Here is a 15,466-nt window from a genome sequence, read left to right as displayed (position 1 = left end):
CGGGGGATGTCATTCGACAGTGAAGTGGCCGACGCCATCGGCGCGGATCGCGACCGTGTTGGCACCCTTGGCCATCGTCAGCACGAACGGGCGGTCGACCGGCTCGCGGCCGAACGTGATGCGCAGCATGTCGGGGTTGCCGGTGCCGACGGGTTCCAGGATCAGTTGCAGGGGTGAATTCTTGAATTCACGCTCGCGCAGCAGGTCGTCGCGCGTGACCGGCTCCCAGCCGGCATCGCCGCGCACCATGAAGCGGTAGCGCTCGCCATTGGCCTCGAACGCGACCAGGCGGTTGCGCACGATCGCTTCATCGCGTGCCAGTTGCAGCAGCAGCGCCAGGCGCTGCGCTTCTTTATCGAGGTCCTGGCGCGGACTCGGGATGGCGTTGAGCGTGGCCATGCCCAGCGTGAGGCCGATGATGACCATCACGACCAGCAGCTCCACCAGGGTGAAGCCGCGTGTGCGCGCTGCGCGCATGGCCGGCATGGCGATGACTTAGTCCCAGGAACCGACGTCGGTGTCTTCGCCAGTGCCGCCCGGCTGCCCGTCGGCGCCGTACGAGAACACATCGACCTCGCCCTTGACGCCCGGCGACAGGTATTGGTAAGCGTTGCCCCATGGGTCTTTTGGCAGCTTCTCGATGTAGCCACCTTCTTTCCAGCCATTGGCCGACGGGCCCGAGGTCGGCTTGGTGGTCAGTGCGACCAGGCCCTGCTCGGTGGTCGGATAGCGCTGGTTGTCGAGCTTGTAGAGCTTGAGCGCCTGCATCATCGTGGCGATGTCGACCTTGGCAGCCGTGACGCGCGATTCACCTGTACGGCCCAGCAGCTTGGGCACGACCAGCGCGCCAAGAATGCCGATGATGACCACGACAACCATGATCTCGACCAGGGTAAAACCGCGTGCACGACCTGTGCTGCGCGTGTTGCGCTGAGTACGTTGAAAATTCATAAGCTCTGTGTGATGACAAGGGAATCGATGGAACCGGCACAGTATAAGCCCGAAATATGACAAGCGTACCGGTGAAAAGTACGCAATTGTATGTCACGTTCATCCACACACCACGTTTCGCGCCGGCCGTTAAGACACTGCTAATCAACAGTGTTGCCGCTCTCACCATGGCGCGCCGCGCACACGGGACACGCCGGGTTGCGCGCCACGCCGATGGCGGTCCATTCCATATACTTGCCATCGAGCATCAAGAGGCGACCGACCAGCGCTTCGCCGATGCCCATGATGAGTTTCATGGCTTCGGCAGCCTGGACTGCGCCGACCACGCCGACCAGCGGCGCGAACACGCCCATGGTGCTGCACGCCACGTCCTCGAAGCCACTGTCTTCGGGGAACAGGCAGGCGTAGCACGGCGCGGCCGGGCGGCGCGCGTCGAATACGGCCAGCTGGCCGTCGAAGCGGATCACGGCGCCGGACACGAGCGGCGTGCCGGCCGCCACGCAGGCGCGGTTGACGGCGTGGCGGGTGGCGAAGTTGTCGCTGCAATCAAGTACGACCGTGGCGGCGCGCGCGAGTTCCAGCAGGCGCTCGGGGCCGGCGCGTTCGCGCAGGGCGGTGACCTCGATCTCGGGGTTGATGGCCAGCAGGGCGGCGCGGCCGGACTCGACTTTCGGCTCGCCGACACGGCCGGTCGTGTGCATGACCTGGCGCTGCAGGTTGGTCAGGTCGACGGTGTCGTCGTCGATCAGCGTGATGTGACCAACGCCGCCGGAGGCCAGGTACAGCGCCGCGGGCGAACCCAGGCCACCGGCGCCGATGATGACGACGTGCGCGTCCAGCAGGCGCTGCTGGCCTTCGATGCCGATGTCGTCGAGCAGGATGTGGCGCGAGTAGCGCAGGAGTTGGTTGTCGTTCATGGGGAAACCGCGGGGATGCTGCGAGCTTGGGTTCCCGCCTGCGCGGGAACGACGGTGGTTAATCGGGGTAACTCTGCGCACGTCGTTCCCGCGCAGGCGGGAACCCAAGTACCACCACAATCACTTTTTGGCTGGCGCATGCAGCTCGGGCGGCTTGTTCTCTGCGCCCGGCAATGGCGCCGGTGCCGGCTTGTCTTCGACCGGCTCGCCTTTGGCCAGCACCACCTTCAGGCCCTTGAAGTGGTTGATGGCCTGGGCCAGCTGGAAATCGTCCTTGCTGCCGAATTCGAGCGGCTTGCGGTCTTTCAGCAGCGCCAGCGCGCGCTGTTGCTGGGCCAGGCTTGCTGTTTGGTCCTTGCCGGCACCAGCAGGCTGCTCGCCTTCCGCCACCAGATGACGCTGCAGGTCCGACTCGCGCACGCGCAGCGCGTTGAGCAGGTCGCCGTCAGCCGTTTCGTCCACGCGCAGGTCGGGCTGCACGCCGGTGGCCTGGATCGGCCGCCCTTTCGGCGTGTAATAGCGCGCCGTGGTCAGCTTGATCGCCGTGTCGGGCGACAGCTGGCGCAGCGTCTGCACCGAGCCCTTGCCGAACGTGCGGCTGCCCATCACGATCGCGCGCTGGTAATCCTGCAGCGCGCCGGCGACGATTTCCGAAGCCGATGCCGAGCCGCCATTGACCAGCACCACCATCGGCACGGTCTTGAGCCCGGCCGGCAACCCGGCCAGCGGATCGCCACGCTGGGCATAGAATTCGCGCCGGCCGTAGAACGACTGGTTCGAGTCCGGCAATTGGCCCTTGGTACTGACGATCACCTGGTCAGCCTGGGGCAGGAACGCCGCCGTGACGCCGATGGCGCCCGGCAGCAGGCCGCCCGGATCGTTGCGCAGGTCCAGCACCAGGCCCTTGATGTCCGGTTGTTCGGCGTACAGTTCCCTGGTCTTTTTGGCCAGCTCGTCGAGGGTGTTTTCCTGGAACTGGCTGATGCGCAGCCAGGCGTAGCCGGGCTCGATCACCTTGGCCTTGACGCTGACGACCTTGATTTCGCGGCGGTCCAGTGGCACGACCCATGGCTTGTCATCGCCGGGCCGGGCGATAGTGAGCGTGACCTTGCTGCCGACCTTGCCGCGCATGCGCTTGATGGCGTCGTCGGACGACATATTGCGCACCGGAACATTGTCGATCCGGGTGATCAGGTCGCCCGACTTGATGCCGGCCCTGAACGCGGGCGTGTCTTCGATCGGCGAGACAACCTTGATGTAGCCGTCTTCGTTCGAAATTTCGACACCCACGCCGACGAACTTGCCCTGCACCGCTTCGCGCATGTCGCGAAACGCTTTCTGGTCGAGGTACACGGAGTGCGGGTCGAGCGACGCCACCATGCCGCCGATGGCTTCGGTCAGCAGTTTCCGGTCTTCGACCGGCTCGACGTAATCGGTCTTGATCAGGCCATACACATCGGCCAGCTGGCGCAGTTCGTCCAGCGGCAGCGACGTGGCCGTGCCGGTTTTTTGTGCATGGGCGGACAACTGGAACGATGCCGCCACGCCCAATACCATCCCTACGCCAACCAGCCCGAACCCCTTTGCTTTCATGCCCATGTGTACCCTGTGGTGACCTTAGAACCGGACCCAGCCTGCCGGGTCGAACGCCTTGCCGTTACGCCTGAGTTCAAAGTATAGCCCCGATTCTTCGTTGCCACCGGTGTTGCCGGCACTGGCCACCGCTTCGCCTGCGCGCACGGTATCGCCGGGGCGTTTGAGCAGCGCCTGGTTGTAGCCATAGATCGACAGGTACTCGCCGCCATGATCGATGATGATCAGGTTGCCGAAGCCACGCATCCAGTCGGCATGCACGACGCGGCCCGGGGCCACGGCGCGCACTTCCGTGCCTTCGGGCGCCTTGAAGAAGGTGCCTTTCCAGTTCGGGCCATCGCCGCGGCGGGTGCCGAAACGGGCCACGACGCTGCCATTGATCGGGCTGTTCATGCGGCCCTTGAGCGCCGTGAACGAGCCGGACGGTGCCGCAGGGCCCAGCGCAACCTCGGGCGCCGGTTCGGGCCGGGTTGGCGCTGGCCGCGGCTGTTCAGCCACGACCGGCGCTTCCTTGACCGGCTCGGGAAGCGGCGCCGGCAGCGGCTCCGGCTTGACGCCCGGCTTGGCGTTCGCATTCTGGCGCGCGATGCGTTCGCGTTCCCGCTCGCGCTCGGCGCGCCGTTCGGCCGCTGCCTTGGCACGCGCCTGCGCCAGCACGCGGGCTTTTTCATCGGCCTCGGCCTTGGCTTTGGCCTTCGCGGCGGCCGCAGCCGCAGCTGCCACCTGGCGCTTGCGCTCGGCTTCGGCCTGTTCGCGGATCAGGCGCGCCAGCCGGTCGACGAGGCCGGACATGCGCTCTTCGTCGCCCTTCAGGCGGTCGGCCTGTTTGCGCTGGTCGGCCAGCTTGCTCGACAGCGTGCCCAGCAGCGCCGCGCGGCGCGCCTTTTCTTTCTCGAGCATGGCTTTCTGATCAAGCTGCTCCTGGGCGATTTCTTCCAGCTCCTGCTGGGCGTTTTCAACCTTGTCGCGGTTGACTTCGACCTGCGCCAGGTTGCTGCGCACCGAATCGAGCAGGCGCGCCTGGGCCTGCGACACGTAGGCCATCAGTTGCAGGTCGCGGCTGATGCGGTTCGGGTTGTCCCCCGACAGCAGCAGCTTGATGCGGTCTTCGTTGCCAGCCACATAGTGCTCGCGCAGCAGCCTGGCCAGCTGCTGTTGCTGGGCGCCGATGGTCTGCGCCAGCTGCGCTTGCTGGGTGGCCAGCGCTTGCAGGCGGGTTGCCGTCGTATCCTGTTCTTCGGCCAGGTCGCGCAGCGCGCGGTTGGCGTCGGAAATGGCGGCCTCGGACTCGGCCAGCGTGTCGGCCGCGTCTTCCTTGGCGCTTTCGGTCTGGTTGATGTCGCGCTTGATGGCCGCCAGTTTTTGCTGGATGCCGGCGCGCTGCTTCTCGGCCACCGCTTTCTGGCGGCTGCGCTCGGTCTGGCGCTGCGCCCACGCGTCCGACGCGAACGCGCCGGACAGCGCGACCGCCAGCAGTGTGCACAACAGCTTGCTGCCGGCGTCCTTCATGGTTGGCAAACGCAAAAGATTACTTCGCCTTCCCTTGGTTTGCGACCGCGGCCATGGCGGCGGCAATTGCCGCCTGGTCACCCAGGTAGTAGTGCCTGATCGGCTTGAGGTCGGCGTCGAGTTCGTACACGAGCGGCTGGCCGTTCGGGATGTTCAGGCCCACGATATCGGCGTCGCTGATGTTGTCGAGCATCTTGATGATGGCGCGCAGGCTGTTGCCGTGTGCCGAAATCAGGATGTTCTTGCCGGCGCGGATTGCCGGGGCGATCTCGTCGTTCCAGGCTGGCATCACGCGCGCCACGGTGTCTTTCAGGCATTCGGTCAGCGGAATCTGCGATTGGTCCAGGCTGGCGTAGCGCGGGTCATTGAACGACGTGCGCGGATCGTCCTGTTCGAGCGCCGGCGGCGGCGTGTCGTAGCTGCGGCGCCAGACCAGCACCTGCTCGTCGCCGAACTTGGCGGCCGTCTCACCCTTGTCGAGACCCTGCAGCGCGCCGTAGTGACGCTCGTTCAGGCGCCAGTCGTTCTTGACCGGCAGGTACATCGCATCCATCTCGTCCAGTGCCAGCCACAGCGTGCGGATCGCGCGCTTGAGTACCGACGTGTAGGTCAGGTCGAAGGTGAAACCGGCTTCCTTGAGCGCGCGGCCAGCGGCCTTTGCCTCGGCCACACCCTTGGCAGTCAGGTCGACGTCGACCCAGCCGGTGAAGCGGTTTTCCAGGTTCCAGGTGGATTCGCCATGGCGCATGAATACGATTTTGTACATGAAAGCTCTTTTCGCAAAATTTCTGGTTGATGTCCGGTCCAGCATCTATTTTATAATGCCCCGATTCAGTTCAACCAATCGGAACCCTTGTGAAATTCATTATCGATAACATTTTCCTCGTGGCGATCGCCGTTCTCGCTGGCGGCGCGCTGTTGTGGCCAGCCCTGGCGCCGCGCGGAAAACGCGCATCGCCGCTGCAGCTGACGCAGATGATCAACCGCGGCAAGACGACGATTGTCGACGTGCGCAGCAGCGAGGAATTCGCCGCTGGTCACCTGCGCGACGCGAAACACATCCCGCTGGCAGACTTGGGGGCTCGCATTGGCGAACTGGACAAGTCGAAAAACCGGACTGTCGTCATGGTCTGCCAGACCGGCGCACGCAGCGACAAGGCGGCGCGCCAGTTGCAGGCGGCCGGTTTCGAGGACGTCCACAGCCTGGAAGGCGGCCTGGCGGCCTGGAAGGCTGCAGGCTTGCCGCTCACCAAATAAACCGCCCCATCGACTCGATCGGGCACACGAAAGGATTCATCATGGCAGCTCACGTCGTTTTGTACCACACCGCATCTTGCCCTTACTGCGTGCGCGCCGAGCGCCTGCTCGAAGCCAAGGGTGTCACCGAGATCGAAGGCATCCGGGTCGACCTGGATCCCGAGCAACGCCAGGTCATGATGCAGCGCACCGGTCGCCGCACCGTTCCGCAGATCTATATTGGCGATACCCACGTCGGCGGTTTCGACGAATTGTATGCGCTCGACCAGGCAGGCCGCCTGGACCCGCTGCTCAAGGGCGAGTAAGCTGTAGGCGCACTGCGTAGCGCGGCCGTCGGCGGCAAGACTGCTATTGCAAGCAAGTTGATTTTGCTACAATTGCCGTCGTGTTCGATCCGACGGCCCGTTCACGACGTCGCGCTCGACCAGGCAACCGGAGTGGCCCGCCACTTCCCACTATTATTAGAAAGCGTTCCATGTCCGACGAAACTCTGCAACCAGTATTCCAAATCCAACGCGTCTACCTGAAAGACATGTCGCTGGAGCAACCGAACTCGCCATCGATCTTCCTGGAGCAAGAAGCACCAGCGATCGAAGTGTCGCTCGACGTGGGTGCTGAAAGCATCGCCGAAGGCATCTACGAGTCGACCGTGACGATCACCGTCACCGCCAAGGTCAAGGACAAGGTTGCGTTCCTGGTCGAAGGCAAGCAGGCTGGCATCTTCGAAGCCCGTAACATCCCGGCTGACCAGATGGATCCACTGCTGGGCATCGGCTGCCCGAACATCATCTATCCATACCTGCGCGCGAACATCGCCGACGTGATCAGCCGTGCCGGCTTCCCGCCAGTGCACCTGGCCGAGATCAACTTCGAAGCCTTCTACCAGCAGCGCGCCCAGGCCATGGCCGAAGCCGCAGCAGCGCCGTCGAACTAAGCAGCAGTCGTACCCGACGAACGCGGCATCGCGCCGCGTTCGTGCCAGATGCCCGGCGTCCCGGTTTCACCCACCATCCAGGCCCGCCATGTTTTCCGCACGCCGTCTTGCCGGCTTCCCATTGATTGCCTCATGCGCCGCATTGCTGGTTGCCCCGAGCGCATTCGCCTTCGATTTCAAGACGGTCGGCACTACCCCCGCGATTTTGTACGCGACGCCATCGGCCAAGGGCAACAAACTGTATATCGCGCCGCCCGGCATGCCGCTGCAGATCCTGCTCACCTATGGCGAGTGGGTCAAGGTGCGCGACATGAACGGCGACACCGCCTGGACCCAGGCCAAGGGCCTGAATGCGCCGCGCACTGTGCTGGTCAGCACACCTGGCGCACGCGTGCATGCCAGTCCCGATGAACGCTCGGCTGTCCTGATGACGGCGGACAAAGGTGTCGTGCTGGTACTGCGCGATCCGGCTGCCGTCGTCTGGGCGCGCGTGGTCCACCGCGACGGCATCGACGGCTACATCAAGGTCTCGGATGTCTGGGGCCTGTAATCCTCTGCAGGAGTTTCATGCAACAGAATAAGCTCACCAAAATCACAGTCCTCGGCGCCGGCGCCTGGGGCACTGCCGTGGCCATCGCCCTGGCGGCGCGCCACGACGTGCTGCTGTGGGGCCGCAATCCCCAACAGATGCAGGACATCGCCGCCGCGCGCGACAACCGTGCCTACCTGCCGGGTCATCCACTGCCGGGCGCCCTGCGCGTGAGCGCCGACTTCGACGCCGCACTGGCCCACGTCGCGACGAGCGCGCCGGACGAGACGCCCCTGTTGATCCTAGCGTGCCCGGTGGCCGGCCTGCGGCCCCTGCTCGAACAATTGCGCGGCCGCTCGATTCCGAATGTGGTCTGGCTGTGCAAGGGCTTCGAGGCCGGCACCGCCCTGCTGCCGCACCAGGTGGTTGCACAGGTGCTGGGCGACGCGGTGCCGGGCGCGGCGCTGTCCGGGCCGTCGTTCGCCCAGGAAGTGGCGCGCGGCCTGCCGTGCGCGCTGACTGTCGCGTCGAGCTCGCGCGCCTTGCGCGAACGCGTCGTCGCACTGGCGCATGGCGACAACCTGCGCGTCTATTCGTGCGACGACCTGGTCGGCGTGGAAGTCGGTGGCGCGGTCAAGAACGTGATGGCCATTGCCACTGGCACGTCGGACGGCCTGGGCCTGGGGTTGAATGCCCGCGCCGCGCTGATCACGCGCGGGCTGGCCGAAATCACCCGCCTGGGCCTGGCGCTGGGCGCGCAACCGGGCACGTTCATGGGCCTCAGTGGCATGGGCGACCTGATCCTGACGTGTACGGGCGACTTGTCGCGCAACCGGCGCGTGGGCCTGGCGCTGGCCGAAGGCAAGGCGCTGACGACCATCGTGGCCGAGCTGGGCCATGTGGCCGAAGGCGTGCCATGTGCAAAGGCCGTGCGCGAGCTGGCGCACAAGCTGGGCGTGGACATGCCGATCACCGAGGCGGTGGCGGGCGTGCTGTTTGATGGGGTGGATGCCGCGCAGACGGCGGCGGGTTTGCTGGCGCGCGATCCGAGGATTGAAGTCGCGTAGCGGCTGAATGACGAACTTGGGTTCCCGCCTCCGCGGGAACGACGTACTACCGGACGTGATCGAAGTCGTTGCGCGTCGTATTCGGCCACCTTCTTCAACGTCGTTCCCGCGAAGGCGGGAACCCAATTCAGATCACATACCGCGACCGTGAAATTTATTCGGCTGGTCTACCGATCAGGATCGTCATGAGCGCCACCGCGTCCTTCACGGCGCGGATCGTGTGCGGCACACCGCCACTCAGGTACACCATCTCGTTCGGCTGCAGCGATGTCGTCGCACCGTGCGCATCGACGGCGATCTCGCCTTCGAGGCACAGCACCGTCACTTCGCCATCGACACGGTGCTCGGGGATGGGGCGTTCCACCGGCAGTACCAGCCGGATCAGTTCCATATGCTCGGTCTTGACCAGGGCCACCGAGGTGAAATGGGCGATATCGTTATCGCCGCGTTGCAATGCGATTTTCTCGCCGGATGTAGCGTGATGCAAGGCCATGTCGCCCTCCTCTATTCGTCGTGTTGTTCTGGAACGCTGCGCAGCCAGGTGACCAGCGCAAACGCATCCTTGAATCCCTGCGCCAGTTGCGGCACCAGTTTTTCCGGCGCATTGAGCGCCAGATCGACTTCGGTCCACACGAAGAAGCTTTTCAGCTTCAGGTATTCGACATGCGGATGATCCGCATCGAAACCCTTTGGTGGACGCTGCAACTTGTCCTCGTCCAGGAGGTCACCATAGGTGGCGCGGAGATGCTTATTCTTCAACATTTTGCCAAAACCCGTCGCATCGTTGACCACGTGCTCGCGAATGGCCTTCAGGCGCGGCGGCGGCGGCAGGTATTCGCCGACGCCAAAACCGAGTTTGCCGCTGGCATCGATCTGGAAATAATAGGTCGAGCCACCGCCGGCACTGGGCCGGCGCTTGTCGTTCGGCGTAATGCCGGCCGAGAAGCGGGTCTTGTACGGCGTCTTGTTCTTTGAAAAGCGGATGTCGCGGTTGATGCGGAACATCGCCTTCTTCGGGTTGCAGGCCGCGACCTGCTTGTCGAAGGCCGTGATGGCCCGGATCAGCTCAGTGACGACCTCCTGGAATTCTTCGCGCAGGATATCGTAGCGCGGCTTGTTCATGATGAACCACGGGCGGTTATTGCTTTCGGTAAGTTCGTTCAGGTATTGCGTCAGGTCGCGCAGGTGCATGTGGGTCCGAAAATAAAATTCAAGAAGTTCAGGGCGTCTGACGTGGGCGGCGGCCGATCTTGACGGCGATCGTCGTTTCGCGCCCCTGGCGCACGATCGTCATCGGTACGGATGCGCCCGGCTCGAGCTGGGCCACCAGCTTGAGCATCTCGCTCGTATCAGCCACTTTTTTACCAGCAACTGCCACCAGGATGTCGCCCGGCTGAATCCCGGCGCTCCCGGCCGGTCCGCCGCGCACCACGCCGGCAATCATGGCGCCGCTGCGTTTCGACAAACCGAAGCTGTCTGCCATCTCGGGCGTGATGTCCTGCGACTCGATGCCGATCCAGCCGCGCACCACCTCACCGTTCTTGACGATGGCGTCCAGCACGCTCTTGGCGGTGGAGACGGGAATGGCAAACCCGATGCCGACCGAACCGCCGCTCTGCGAATAGATCGCCGAATTGATCCCCAGCAGGTGGCCATTGGTATCAACCAGCGCCCCGCCCGAGTTGCCGAAGTTGATCGCGGCATCGGTCTGGATGAAATTCTCGACGTGGTTGAGGTGCAGGTTGTTGCGCCCCAGCGCCGAAATGATGCCCATCGTGACCGTCTGGCCAACGCCGAACGGGTTGCCGATGGCCAGCACGACGTCACCCACACGCGCCTGCGCCGGATCGCCCAGCACCATCACCGGCAGATTGGGCTCCTTGATGCGAATCACGGCCAGGTCGGTTTCCGGATCGGTGCCGACCAGCGTCGCCGCCGCCTTGCGGCCATCGGCCAGGCCGACCTCGATGGCATCGGCGCCATCGATCACATGGAAATTGGTGACGATATAACCGTCGCTGCTGACGATGACGCCCGAGCCGAGGCTGGCCAGCTGCTCGGCCTGCGGCGCGCGGTCGCCGCCGAAGAAGCGGCGAAACAGCGGGTCTTTCAGCAGCGGATGCGCTTCGCGCGACGATTTGCTCGTGTAGATATTGACCACCGACGACATCGCCCTGGCGGCCGCGTCGCGGTAGCTGCCGGTGGCGGGCCGGGGTGGCGCCTGCAGCATGGGCACCGGTTTGCCCGGAGTGCCCACCTGCACTTGCTTCGGCGCCGGCGTCGATTCGAGCCAGTCCGGCCGCAACGCGGCCACGACAAACCAGATGGCCAGCGCAACCGTGACGGTTTGCGCAAACAGCAGCCAGGAACGTATCCAGAAACGCCGCAACGGATGGGGCGGCCTTATGTCGCGGACGATGTCATCTTTCACTTTTTGAGGGCGTCCCGGATCTCGCGCAGCAGCAGCACGTCTTCCGGCGTGGCGGCCGGTGTCGGCGCTTCGACGGGACCGCGCAGGCGGTTCATCAGGCGTACCATCTGGAAGATGACAAATGCAAGCAGGATAAAGTTCAGCATGATCGTCAAGAAATTACCGTACGCCAGCACGGCACCAGCCTTTTGCGCCTCGGCAAGTGGTAGGTTATAGCCTTGGCCATTGAGGGGGATGTAATAATTGGCGAAATCAAGACCACCGAACATCGCGCCGATCGGCGGCATGATGACGTCCTTGACCAGCGAATCGACGATGCGGCCGAAGGCCCCACCGATGATCACGCCGACGGCCAGGTCCATCACATTGCCCCGCATCGCAAACTTCTTGAATTCGTCCATCATTGCCATGATTAACCCCTCTCATTGTTGTTGAAATAAGTAGTCGCATGATAACCGATGCCTTTCGGCGGCGGCGTCAACCGAGGCGCTGGTGTGGTGGAAAAGACCATTTTTGCAAGGCGTGTAGGCAAGACAATATTTTTTCTATAGGTGTTGCCGTTCACATATAATTTTGCAAGCTGGAAGCTCGGACTTAATTCTTATAATTCGTATATTCACGGAGTGGGGTTGGTATGAGTACTCAAAAGCAGGTCGATCCTGGTCGACGGGGCTTGCTGGTCGCGACATGCGCGGCGGGCGGCGTTGTTGGCGTGGCCACGGCGGGAGCCCTGGTCAGCACCTTCCAGCCATCCGAGCGCGCCAAGGCAGCAGGCGCGCCGGTTGAAGTCGAGATCGGCGACGTCGCCCCCGGCGAAATGAAAGTCGTCGAATGGCGCGGCAAACCGGTCTGGATCCTGCGCCGTACCCCCGCCATGATGGCCACGCTCGAAAAAGACCAGGGCGAACTGGCCGACCCCGCCTCCGAAAAAATATTCCAGCTCGACATGCCGGAATACTGCAAGAACCCCCACCGCTCGCGCGTCGAACACAAGGAAGTCCTGGTCACGGTCGGCATCTGCTCGCACCTGGGCTGCTCGCCCTCGTCGCGCCTGGCGGCCGGCCCGCAGCCGAACCTGCCCGACAACTGGCCCGGCGGCTTCCTGTGCCCCTGCCACGGCTCGACCTTCGATTTGTCCGCACGCGTGTTCAAGAACAAGCCGGCACCGACGAATATGGACGTTCCGCCGTACATGTACCTCTCCGATAACAAGATCGTGATCGGCAAAGACGAGAAAGGCGAGGCATAACATGGGCGCGTTCAAGGAGACAAAGCTGCCCGCCGATGCACCGGCGGCGCAGAAGGCACTGGCCTGGGTCGACGACCGGTTTCCGGCCACCAAGCTGTGGAACGATCAGTGGGGCAAGTACCACGCGCCCAAGAATTTCAACGTCTGGTATCTGTTCGGCTCGCTCTCGGCCCTCGTGCTGGTGCTGCAGATCGTCACCGGCATTTTCCTCACGATGCACTACAAGCCCGACGCGGCGCTGGCCTTCGGCTCGGTCGAGTACATCATGCGCGAAGTGCCGTGGGGCTGGCTGGTGCGCTACATGCACTCGACCGGCGCCTCGGCCTTCTTCATCGTCGTCTACCTGCACATGGCGCGCGGCCTCATGTATGGCTCGTACCGCAAGCCGCGCGAGCTGGTCTGGCTGTTCGGCTTCGGCATCTTTTTGTGCCTGATGGCCGAGGCGTTCTTCGGCTACCTGCTGCCGTGGGGCCAGATGTCGTACTGGGGCGCGCAGGTGATCGTCAACCTGTTCGGCGCGATTCCCGTCATCGGCAGCGACCTGTCGCTGTGGATCCGCGGCGATTACGTGGTGTCGGACGCCACGCTGAACCGCTTCTTCGCCTTCCACGTGATCGCCCTGCCCCTGGTCATCATCGGCCTGGTGGTGGCCCACCTGACGGCGCTGCACGAAGTGGGCTCGAACAATCCGGACGGCATCGAAGTCAAGGACCACATCGGCCCGGACGGCTACCCGCTCGACACGATCCCGTCGCACCCGTACTACACCACCAAGGATCTGTTCGGCGTGAGCGTGTTCCTGCTGCTGTTCTCGGCAGTGGTGTTCTTCGCACCCGAGATGGGCGGCTACTTCCTCGAGTACAACAACTTCCTGCCGGCCGACTCGATGAAGACCCCGTCGCACATCGCGCCGACCTGGTACTTCACGCCGTTCTACTCGGTGCTGCGCGCCACCACGGCCGACTTCATGTACGTGCTGATGGCAGCGGTTGCGGCCTACGTCGTGTTCATCTGGTTCAAGTCGCGCCTGGCTTTCACGACCAAGGCAATCATTGCCGTGATCGGGCTGCTGGTGATCATCGGCATGCTGCCGCAAGTGCTCGACGCCAAATTCTGGGGCGTGGTGCTGTTCGGCTCGTCGGTGATGATCATTGCCGGCATGCCATGGCTGGACCACTCGCCGGCCCGCTCGCTGCGCTACCGCCCGGACTGGCACAAATGGGTGTATGCGGTGTTTGCCGTGGTGTTCGTGACGCTGGGCTACCTGGGCACGCAATTGCCAACGGCCGCGTTCACGCTGATCTCGCAAGTGTGCACGCTGGCGTACTTCGGGTTCTTCCTCCTGATGCCGTGGTGGAGCACGATGGGCACCTTCAAGCCGGTGCCGACCCGTGTCACATTCACCCCGCACTGACGCCTTCGGACCCGCGCACAAGGACACCCCATGACATTGCTTGTGAAAAAACTGCTCGCCATCCTGGCCCTCGCGCCTGGCCTGGCATTCGCCGCCGAAGGCAGCTTCCCGCTCGACCGCGCCCCGGACCGCGCCGACCTGGCGTCGCTGCAGAACGGCGCCAAACTGTTCGTCAACCACTGCCTGAATTGCCACTCGGCCGCGTCAATGCGCTACAACCGCCTGCGCGACCTGGGCCTGACAGACGACCAGATCCGGCAAAATCTGTTGTTTTCTGCCGACAAGGTCGGCGACATGATGACCACGGCCATGCGCCCGAACGATGCCAAGGCCTGGTTCGGCGCGGTGCCGCCTGATCTGTCAGTGATTGCGCGCGCCAAGGCGTCGCCGGGCGGCTCGGGCGCCGACTACCTGTACACCTATCTGCGCACGTTCTACCAGGACGAGACGCGCCCGACCGGCTGGAACAATATGGTGGTGCCGAATGTCGCGATGCCGCACGCCATGTGGCTGCAGCAGGGGATCCGCACGGCAAAGTTCACGGAGCAGCCCGATCCGCATGACGCCGGCAAGATGGTCCACACCTTCGCCGGCTTCAAGCAAGTGAGTCCCGGCACCATGAGCCAGCAGGAGTTCAACACGGCCACCGCCGACCTGGTCGCCTACATGGTCTGGATGGCCGAACCGGCGCAGGCAACACGCAAGCGACTGGGGGCATTCGTGCTCCTGTTCCTGACGATTTTCGCCTTTTTGGCCTGGCGATTGAATGAATCGTACTGGAAAGAAGTGAAGTAATTCGCTTTCGTTGTCCGGTTGGCTATAATACGGGCAATCATTTCTCTGGGGTGAGTGCTCGGCGCTGCACCCCTTTGTTTCTTAAGGAACTATAAACCATGATGGTTCTCTACTCCGGCACCACGTGCCCGTTCTCCCAACGCTGCCGCCTCGTCCTGTTCGAAAAGGGCATGGACTTCGAAGTGCGCGACGTCGACCTGTTCAACAAGCCGGAAGATATTTCGACGATGAACCCGTACGGCCAGGTGCCTATCCTGGTCGAGCGCGAACTGATCCTGTACGAATCGAACATCATCAACGAGTACATCGACGAGCGCTTCCCGCATCCGCAACTGATGCCAGCCGACCCGCTGATGCGCGCCCGTGCCCGCCTGATGCTGTTCAACTTCGAAAAAGAGCTGTTCGTCCACGTGCACACGCTGGAAAGCGAGCGCAACAAGTCGAACGACAAGATCCACGACAAGGCCCGCACCGAAATCCGCGATCGCCTGACCACGCTGGCACCGCTGTTCCTGAAGAACAAGTACATGCTGGGTGATGAGTTCTCGATGCTCGACGTGGCCATCGCGCCGCTGCTCTGGCGCCTGGACCACTACGGCATCGAACTGTCGAAGACGGCCGCACCACTGATGAAGTACGCCGAGCGCATCTTCTCGCGCCCTGCCTACATCGAGGCGCTGACCCCGTCCGAGAAAGTGATGCGTCGTTGATGGACCTGGGGCGGGCTTGTTGCCGCCCCTGTCCTCAGCCGCACCGTACGCGCCGGAATCGGACGTTCTTCGGGCGAATCCGATAGACTGGCGCGAACGCCCGTTTTGCC

General features: G+C 63.6%; 19 protein-coding genes. 9 read left to right on the top strand and 10 right to left on the bottom strand.

Going from position 1 to position 15,466, the window contains the following annotated elements:
* Positions 1-9: 9 nt before the first annotated feature.
* The 6 genes from gspH to gpmA all read right to left on the bottom strand — a co-directional run bounded on the left by gspH (position 10) and on the right by gpmA (position 5,736).
* A complete protein-coding gene (gspH, locus tag AC56LN_RS10060; RefSeq protein WP_499571394.1) occupies positions 10-486 on the bottom strand; it encodes a type II secretion system minor pseudopilin GspH in 477 nt (158 codons plus the stop codon).
* Positions 487-495: 9 nt separating this feature from the next.
* Positions 496-951, bottom strand: a complete 456-nt coding sequence (gspG, locus tag AC56LN_RS10055) for a type II secretion system major pseudopilin GspG (RefSeq protein ID WP_183554567.1) — start codon at positions 949-951, stop codon at positions 496-498.
* A 140-nt stretch (positions 952-1,091) separates the two neighbouring features.
* Positions 1,092-1,868 (bottom strand): HesA/MoeB/ThiF family protein, encoded by a 777-nt coding sequence (locus AC56LN_RS10050; RefSeq protein ID WP_499571392.1) that lies wholly within the window; start codon positions 1,866-1,868, stop codon positions 1,092-1,094.
* A 120-nt stretch (positions 1,869-1,988) separates the two neighbouring features.
* Entirely contained in the window at positions 1,989-3,467 is a 1,479-nt protein-coding gene (locus tag AC56LN_RS10045; RefSeq protein WP_499571390.1) for a S41 family peptidase, read from the bottom strand.
* A gap of 18 nt (positions 3,468-3,485) precedes the next feature.
* Positions 3,486-4,970, bottom strand: a complete 1,485-nt coding sequence (locus tag AC56LN_RS10040) for a murein hydrolase activator EnvC family protein (protein WP_499571607.1) — start codon at positions 4,968-4,970, stop codon at positions 3,486-3,488.
* A gap of 19 nt (positions 4,971-4,989) precedes the next feature.
* Positions 4,990-5,736: a 2,3-diphosphoglycerate-dependent phosphoglycerate mutase gene (gene gpmA, locus AC56LN_RS10035; RefSeq protein WP_482896885.1), complete on the bottom strand. Its 747-nt coding sequence runs from the start codon at positions 5,734-5,736 to the stop codon at positions 4,990-4,992.
* A gap of 89 nt (positions 5,737-5,825) precedes the next feature.
* On the opposite strand from gpmA, the gene AC56LN_RS10030 reads away from it, so the two are divergent.
* The 5 genes from AC56LN_RS10030 (at position 5,826) to AC56LN_RS10010 (ending at position 8,757) form a co-directional block, all read left to right on the top strand.
* Complete coding sequence (locus tag AC56LN_RS10030; RefSeq protein WP_183554575.1) at positions 5,826-6,227, top strand: rhodanese-like domain-containing protein; 402 nt, start codon at positions 5,826-5,828, stop codon at positions 6,225-6,227.
* A gap of 41 nt (positions 6,228-6,268) precedes the next feature.
* Positions 6,269-6,532, top strand: a complete 264-nt coding sequence (grxC, locus tag AC56LN_RS10025) for a glutaredoxin 3 (RefSeq protein WP_183554577.1) — start codon at positions 6,269-6,271, stop codon at positions 6,530-6,532.
* Positions 6,533-6,702: 170 nt separating this feature from the next.
* Positions 6,703-7,161 carry a protein-export chaperone SecB gene (gene secB / locus AC56LN_RS10020; protein WP_183554579.1) on the top strand — a complete coding sequence of 153 codons (459 nt, stop codon included), beginning with the start codon at positions 6,703-6,705 and terminating at the stop codon, positions 7,159-7,161.
* An 88-nt stretch (positions 7,162-7,249) separates the two neighbouring features.
* Positions 7,250-7,711, top strand: a complete 462-nt coding sequence (locus tag AC56LN_RS10015) for an SH3 domain-containing protein (protein WP_499571388.1) — start codon at positions 7,250-7,252, stop codon at positions 7,709-7,711.
* Between the two features lie 17 nt (positions 7,712-7,728).
* A complete protein-coding gene (locus tag AC56LN_RS10010) occupies positions 7,729-8,757 on the top strand; it encodes an NAD(P)H-dependent glycerol-3-phosphate dehydrogenase (protein WP_499571386.1) in 1,029 nt (342 codons plus the stop codon).
* Positions 8,758-8,911: 154 nt separating this feature from the next.
* Here the strand turns inward: AC56LN_RS10010 and AC56LN_RS10005 are convergent, their stop codons facing one another.
* Genes AC56LN_RS10005 through mscL form a run of 4 tightly spaced genes read right to left on the bottom strand, consistent with a single transcriptional unit; the run spans position 8,912 to position 11,598 of the window.
* On the bottom strand, positions 8,912-9,250 hold the full coding sequence (locus AC56LN_RS10005; protein ID WP_499571385.1) for a cupin domain-containing protein: 339 nt from the start codon (positions 9,248-9,250) through the stop codon (positions 8,912-8,914).
* Positions 9,251-9,261: 11 nt separating this feature from the next.
* Positions 9,262-9,948, bottom strand: a complete 687-nt coding sequence (locus AC56LN_RS10000; RefSeq protein ID WP_332531913.1) for a DUF2461 domain-containing protein — start codon at positions 9,946-9,948, stop codon at positions 9,262-9,264.
* Between the two features lie 28 nt (positions 9,949-9,976).
* Positions 9,977-11,188, bottom strand: a complete 1,212-nt coding sequence (locus AC56LN_RS09995) for a trypsin-like peptidase domain-containing protein (RefSeq protein ID WP_499571383.1) — start codon at positions 11,186-11,188, stop codon at positions 9,977-9,979.
* Entirely contained in the window at positions 11,185-11,598 is a 414-nt protein-coding gene (gene mscL / locus AC56LN_RS09990) for a large conductance mechanosensitive channel protein MscL (RefSeq protein ID WP_183554587.1), read from the bottom strand. The genes AC56LN_RS09995 and mscL overlap by 4 nt, the downstream gene beginning before the upstream one ends.
* Before the next feature lie 224 nt (positions 11,599-11,822).
* Between mscL and petA the strand changes: the two genes are divergently transcribed.
* The 4 genes from petA (at position 11,823) to AC56LN_RS09970 (ending at position 15,356) form a co-directional block, all read left to right on the top strand.
* A complete protein-coding gene (petA, locus tag AC56LN_RS09985; protein WP_482896878.1) occupies positions 11,823-12,437 on the top strand; it encodes a ubiquinol-cytochrome c reductase iron-sulfur subunit in 615 nt (204 codons plus the stop codon).
* A 1-nt stretch (position 12,438) separates the two neighbouring features.
* Entirely contained in the window at positions 12,439-13,851 is a 1,413-nt protein-coding gene (locus AC56LN_RS09980) for a cytochrome b (protein ID WP_482896877.1), read from the top strand.
* Between the two features lie 30 nt (positions 13,852-13,881).
* Positions 13,882-14,646 carry a cytochrome c1 gene (locus AC56LN_RS09975; protein WP_499571380.1) on the top strand — a complete coding sequence of 255 codons (765 nt, stop codon included), beginning with the start codon at positions 13,882-13,884 and terminating at the stop codon, positions 14,644-14,646.
* A 98-nt stretch (positions 14,647-14,744) separates the two neighbouring features.
* Complete coding sequence (locus tag AC56LN_RS09970) at positions 14,745-15,356, top strand: glutathione S-transferase N-terminal domain-containing protein (protein WP_183554595.1); 612 nt, start codon at positions 14,745-14,747, stop codon at positions 15,354-15,356.
* The last annotated feature ends 110 nt before the right edge of the window (positions 15,357-15,466 follow it).

This window comes from Telluria sp. ZT3P26, assembly GCF_059686035.1.
Note: the sequence above shows the minus strand (reverse complement) of the source record. Positions and strands in the feature narration are given on the sequence as shown.

Coding starts and splice junctions, on each gene's coding strand:
- petA (WP_482896878.1), top strand. CDS start 11,823: ATGAGTACTCAAAAGCAGGTCGATCCTGGTCGACGGGGCTTGCTGGTC.
- AC56LN_RS10010 (WP_499571386.1), top strand. CDS start 7,729: ATGCAACAGAATAAGCTCACCAAAATCACAGTCCTCGGCGCCGGCGCC.
- gpmA (WP_482896885.1), bottom strand. CDS start 5,736: ATGTACAAAATCGTATTCATGCGCCATGGCGAATCCACCTGGAACCTG.
- secB (WP_183554579.1), top strand. CDS start 6,703: ATGTCCGACGAAACTCTGCAACCAGTATTCCAAATCCAACGCGTCTAC.
- AC56LN_RS10015 (WP_499571388.1), top strand. CDS start 7,250: ATGTTTTCCGCACGCCGTCTTGCCGGCTTCCCATTGATTGCCTCATGC.
- AC56LN_RS09975 (WP_499571380.1), top strand. CDS start 13,882: ATGACATTGCTTGTGAAAAAACTGCTCGCCATCCTGGCCCTCGCGCCT.
- mscL (WP_183554587.1), bottom strand. CDS start 11,598: ATGGCAATGATGGACGAATTCAAGAAGTTTGCGATGCGGGGCAATGTG.
- AC56LN_RS10000 (WP_332531913.1), bottom strand. CDS start 9,948: ATGCACCTGCGCGACCTGACGCAATACCTGAACGAACTTACCGAAAGC.
- AC56LN_RS09980 (WP_482896877.1), top strand. CDS start 12,439: ATGGGCGCGTTCAAGGAGACAAAGCTGCCCGCCGATGCACCGGCGGCG.
- AC56LN_RS10050 (WP_499571392.1), bottom strand. CDS start 1,868: ATGAACGACAACCAACTCCTGCGCTACTCGCGCCACATCCTGCTCGAC.
- AC56LN_RS10005 (WP_499571385.1), bottom strand. CDS start 9,250: ATGGCCTTGCATCACGCTACATCCGGCGAGAAAATCGCATTGCAACGC.
- AC56LN_RS10040 (WP_499571607.1), bottom strand. CDS start 4,970: ATGAAGGACGCCGGCAGCAAGCTGTTGTGCACACTGCTGGCGGTCGCG.
- AC56LN_RS10045 (WP_499571390.1), bottom strand. CDS start 3,467: ATGGGCATGAAAGCAAAGGGGTTCGGGCTGGTTGGCGTAGGGATGGTA.
- gspH (WP_499571394.1), bottom strand. CDS start 486: ATGCCGGCCATGCGCGCAGCGCGCACACGCGGCTTCACCCTGGTGGAG.
- gspG (WP_183554567.1), bottom strand. CDS start 951: ATGAATTTTCAACGTACTCAGCGCAACACGCGCAGCACAGGTCGTGCA.
- grxC (WP_183554577.1), top strand. CDS start 6,269: ATGGCAGCTCACGTCGTTTTGTACCACACCGCATCTTGCCCTTACTGC.
- AC56LN_RS09970 (WP_183554595.1), top strand. CDS start 14,745: ATGATGGTTCTCTACTCCGGCACCACGTGCCCGTTCTCCCAACGCTGC.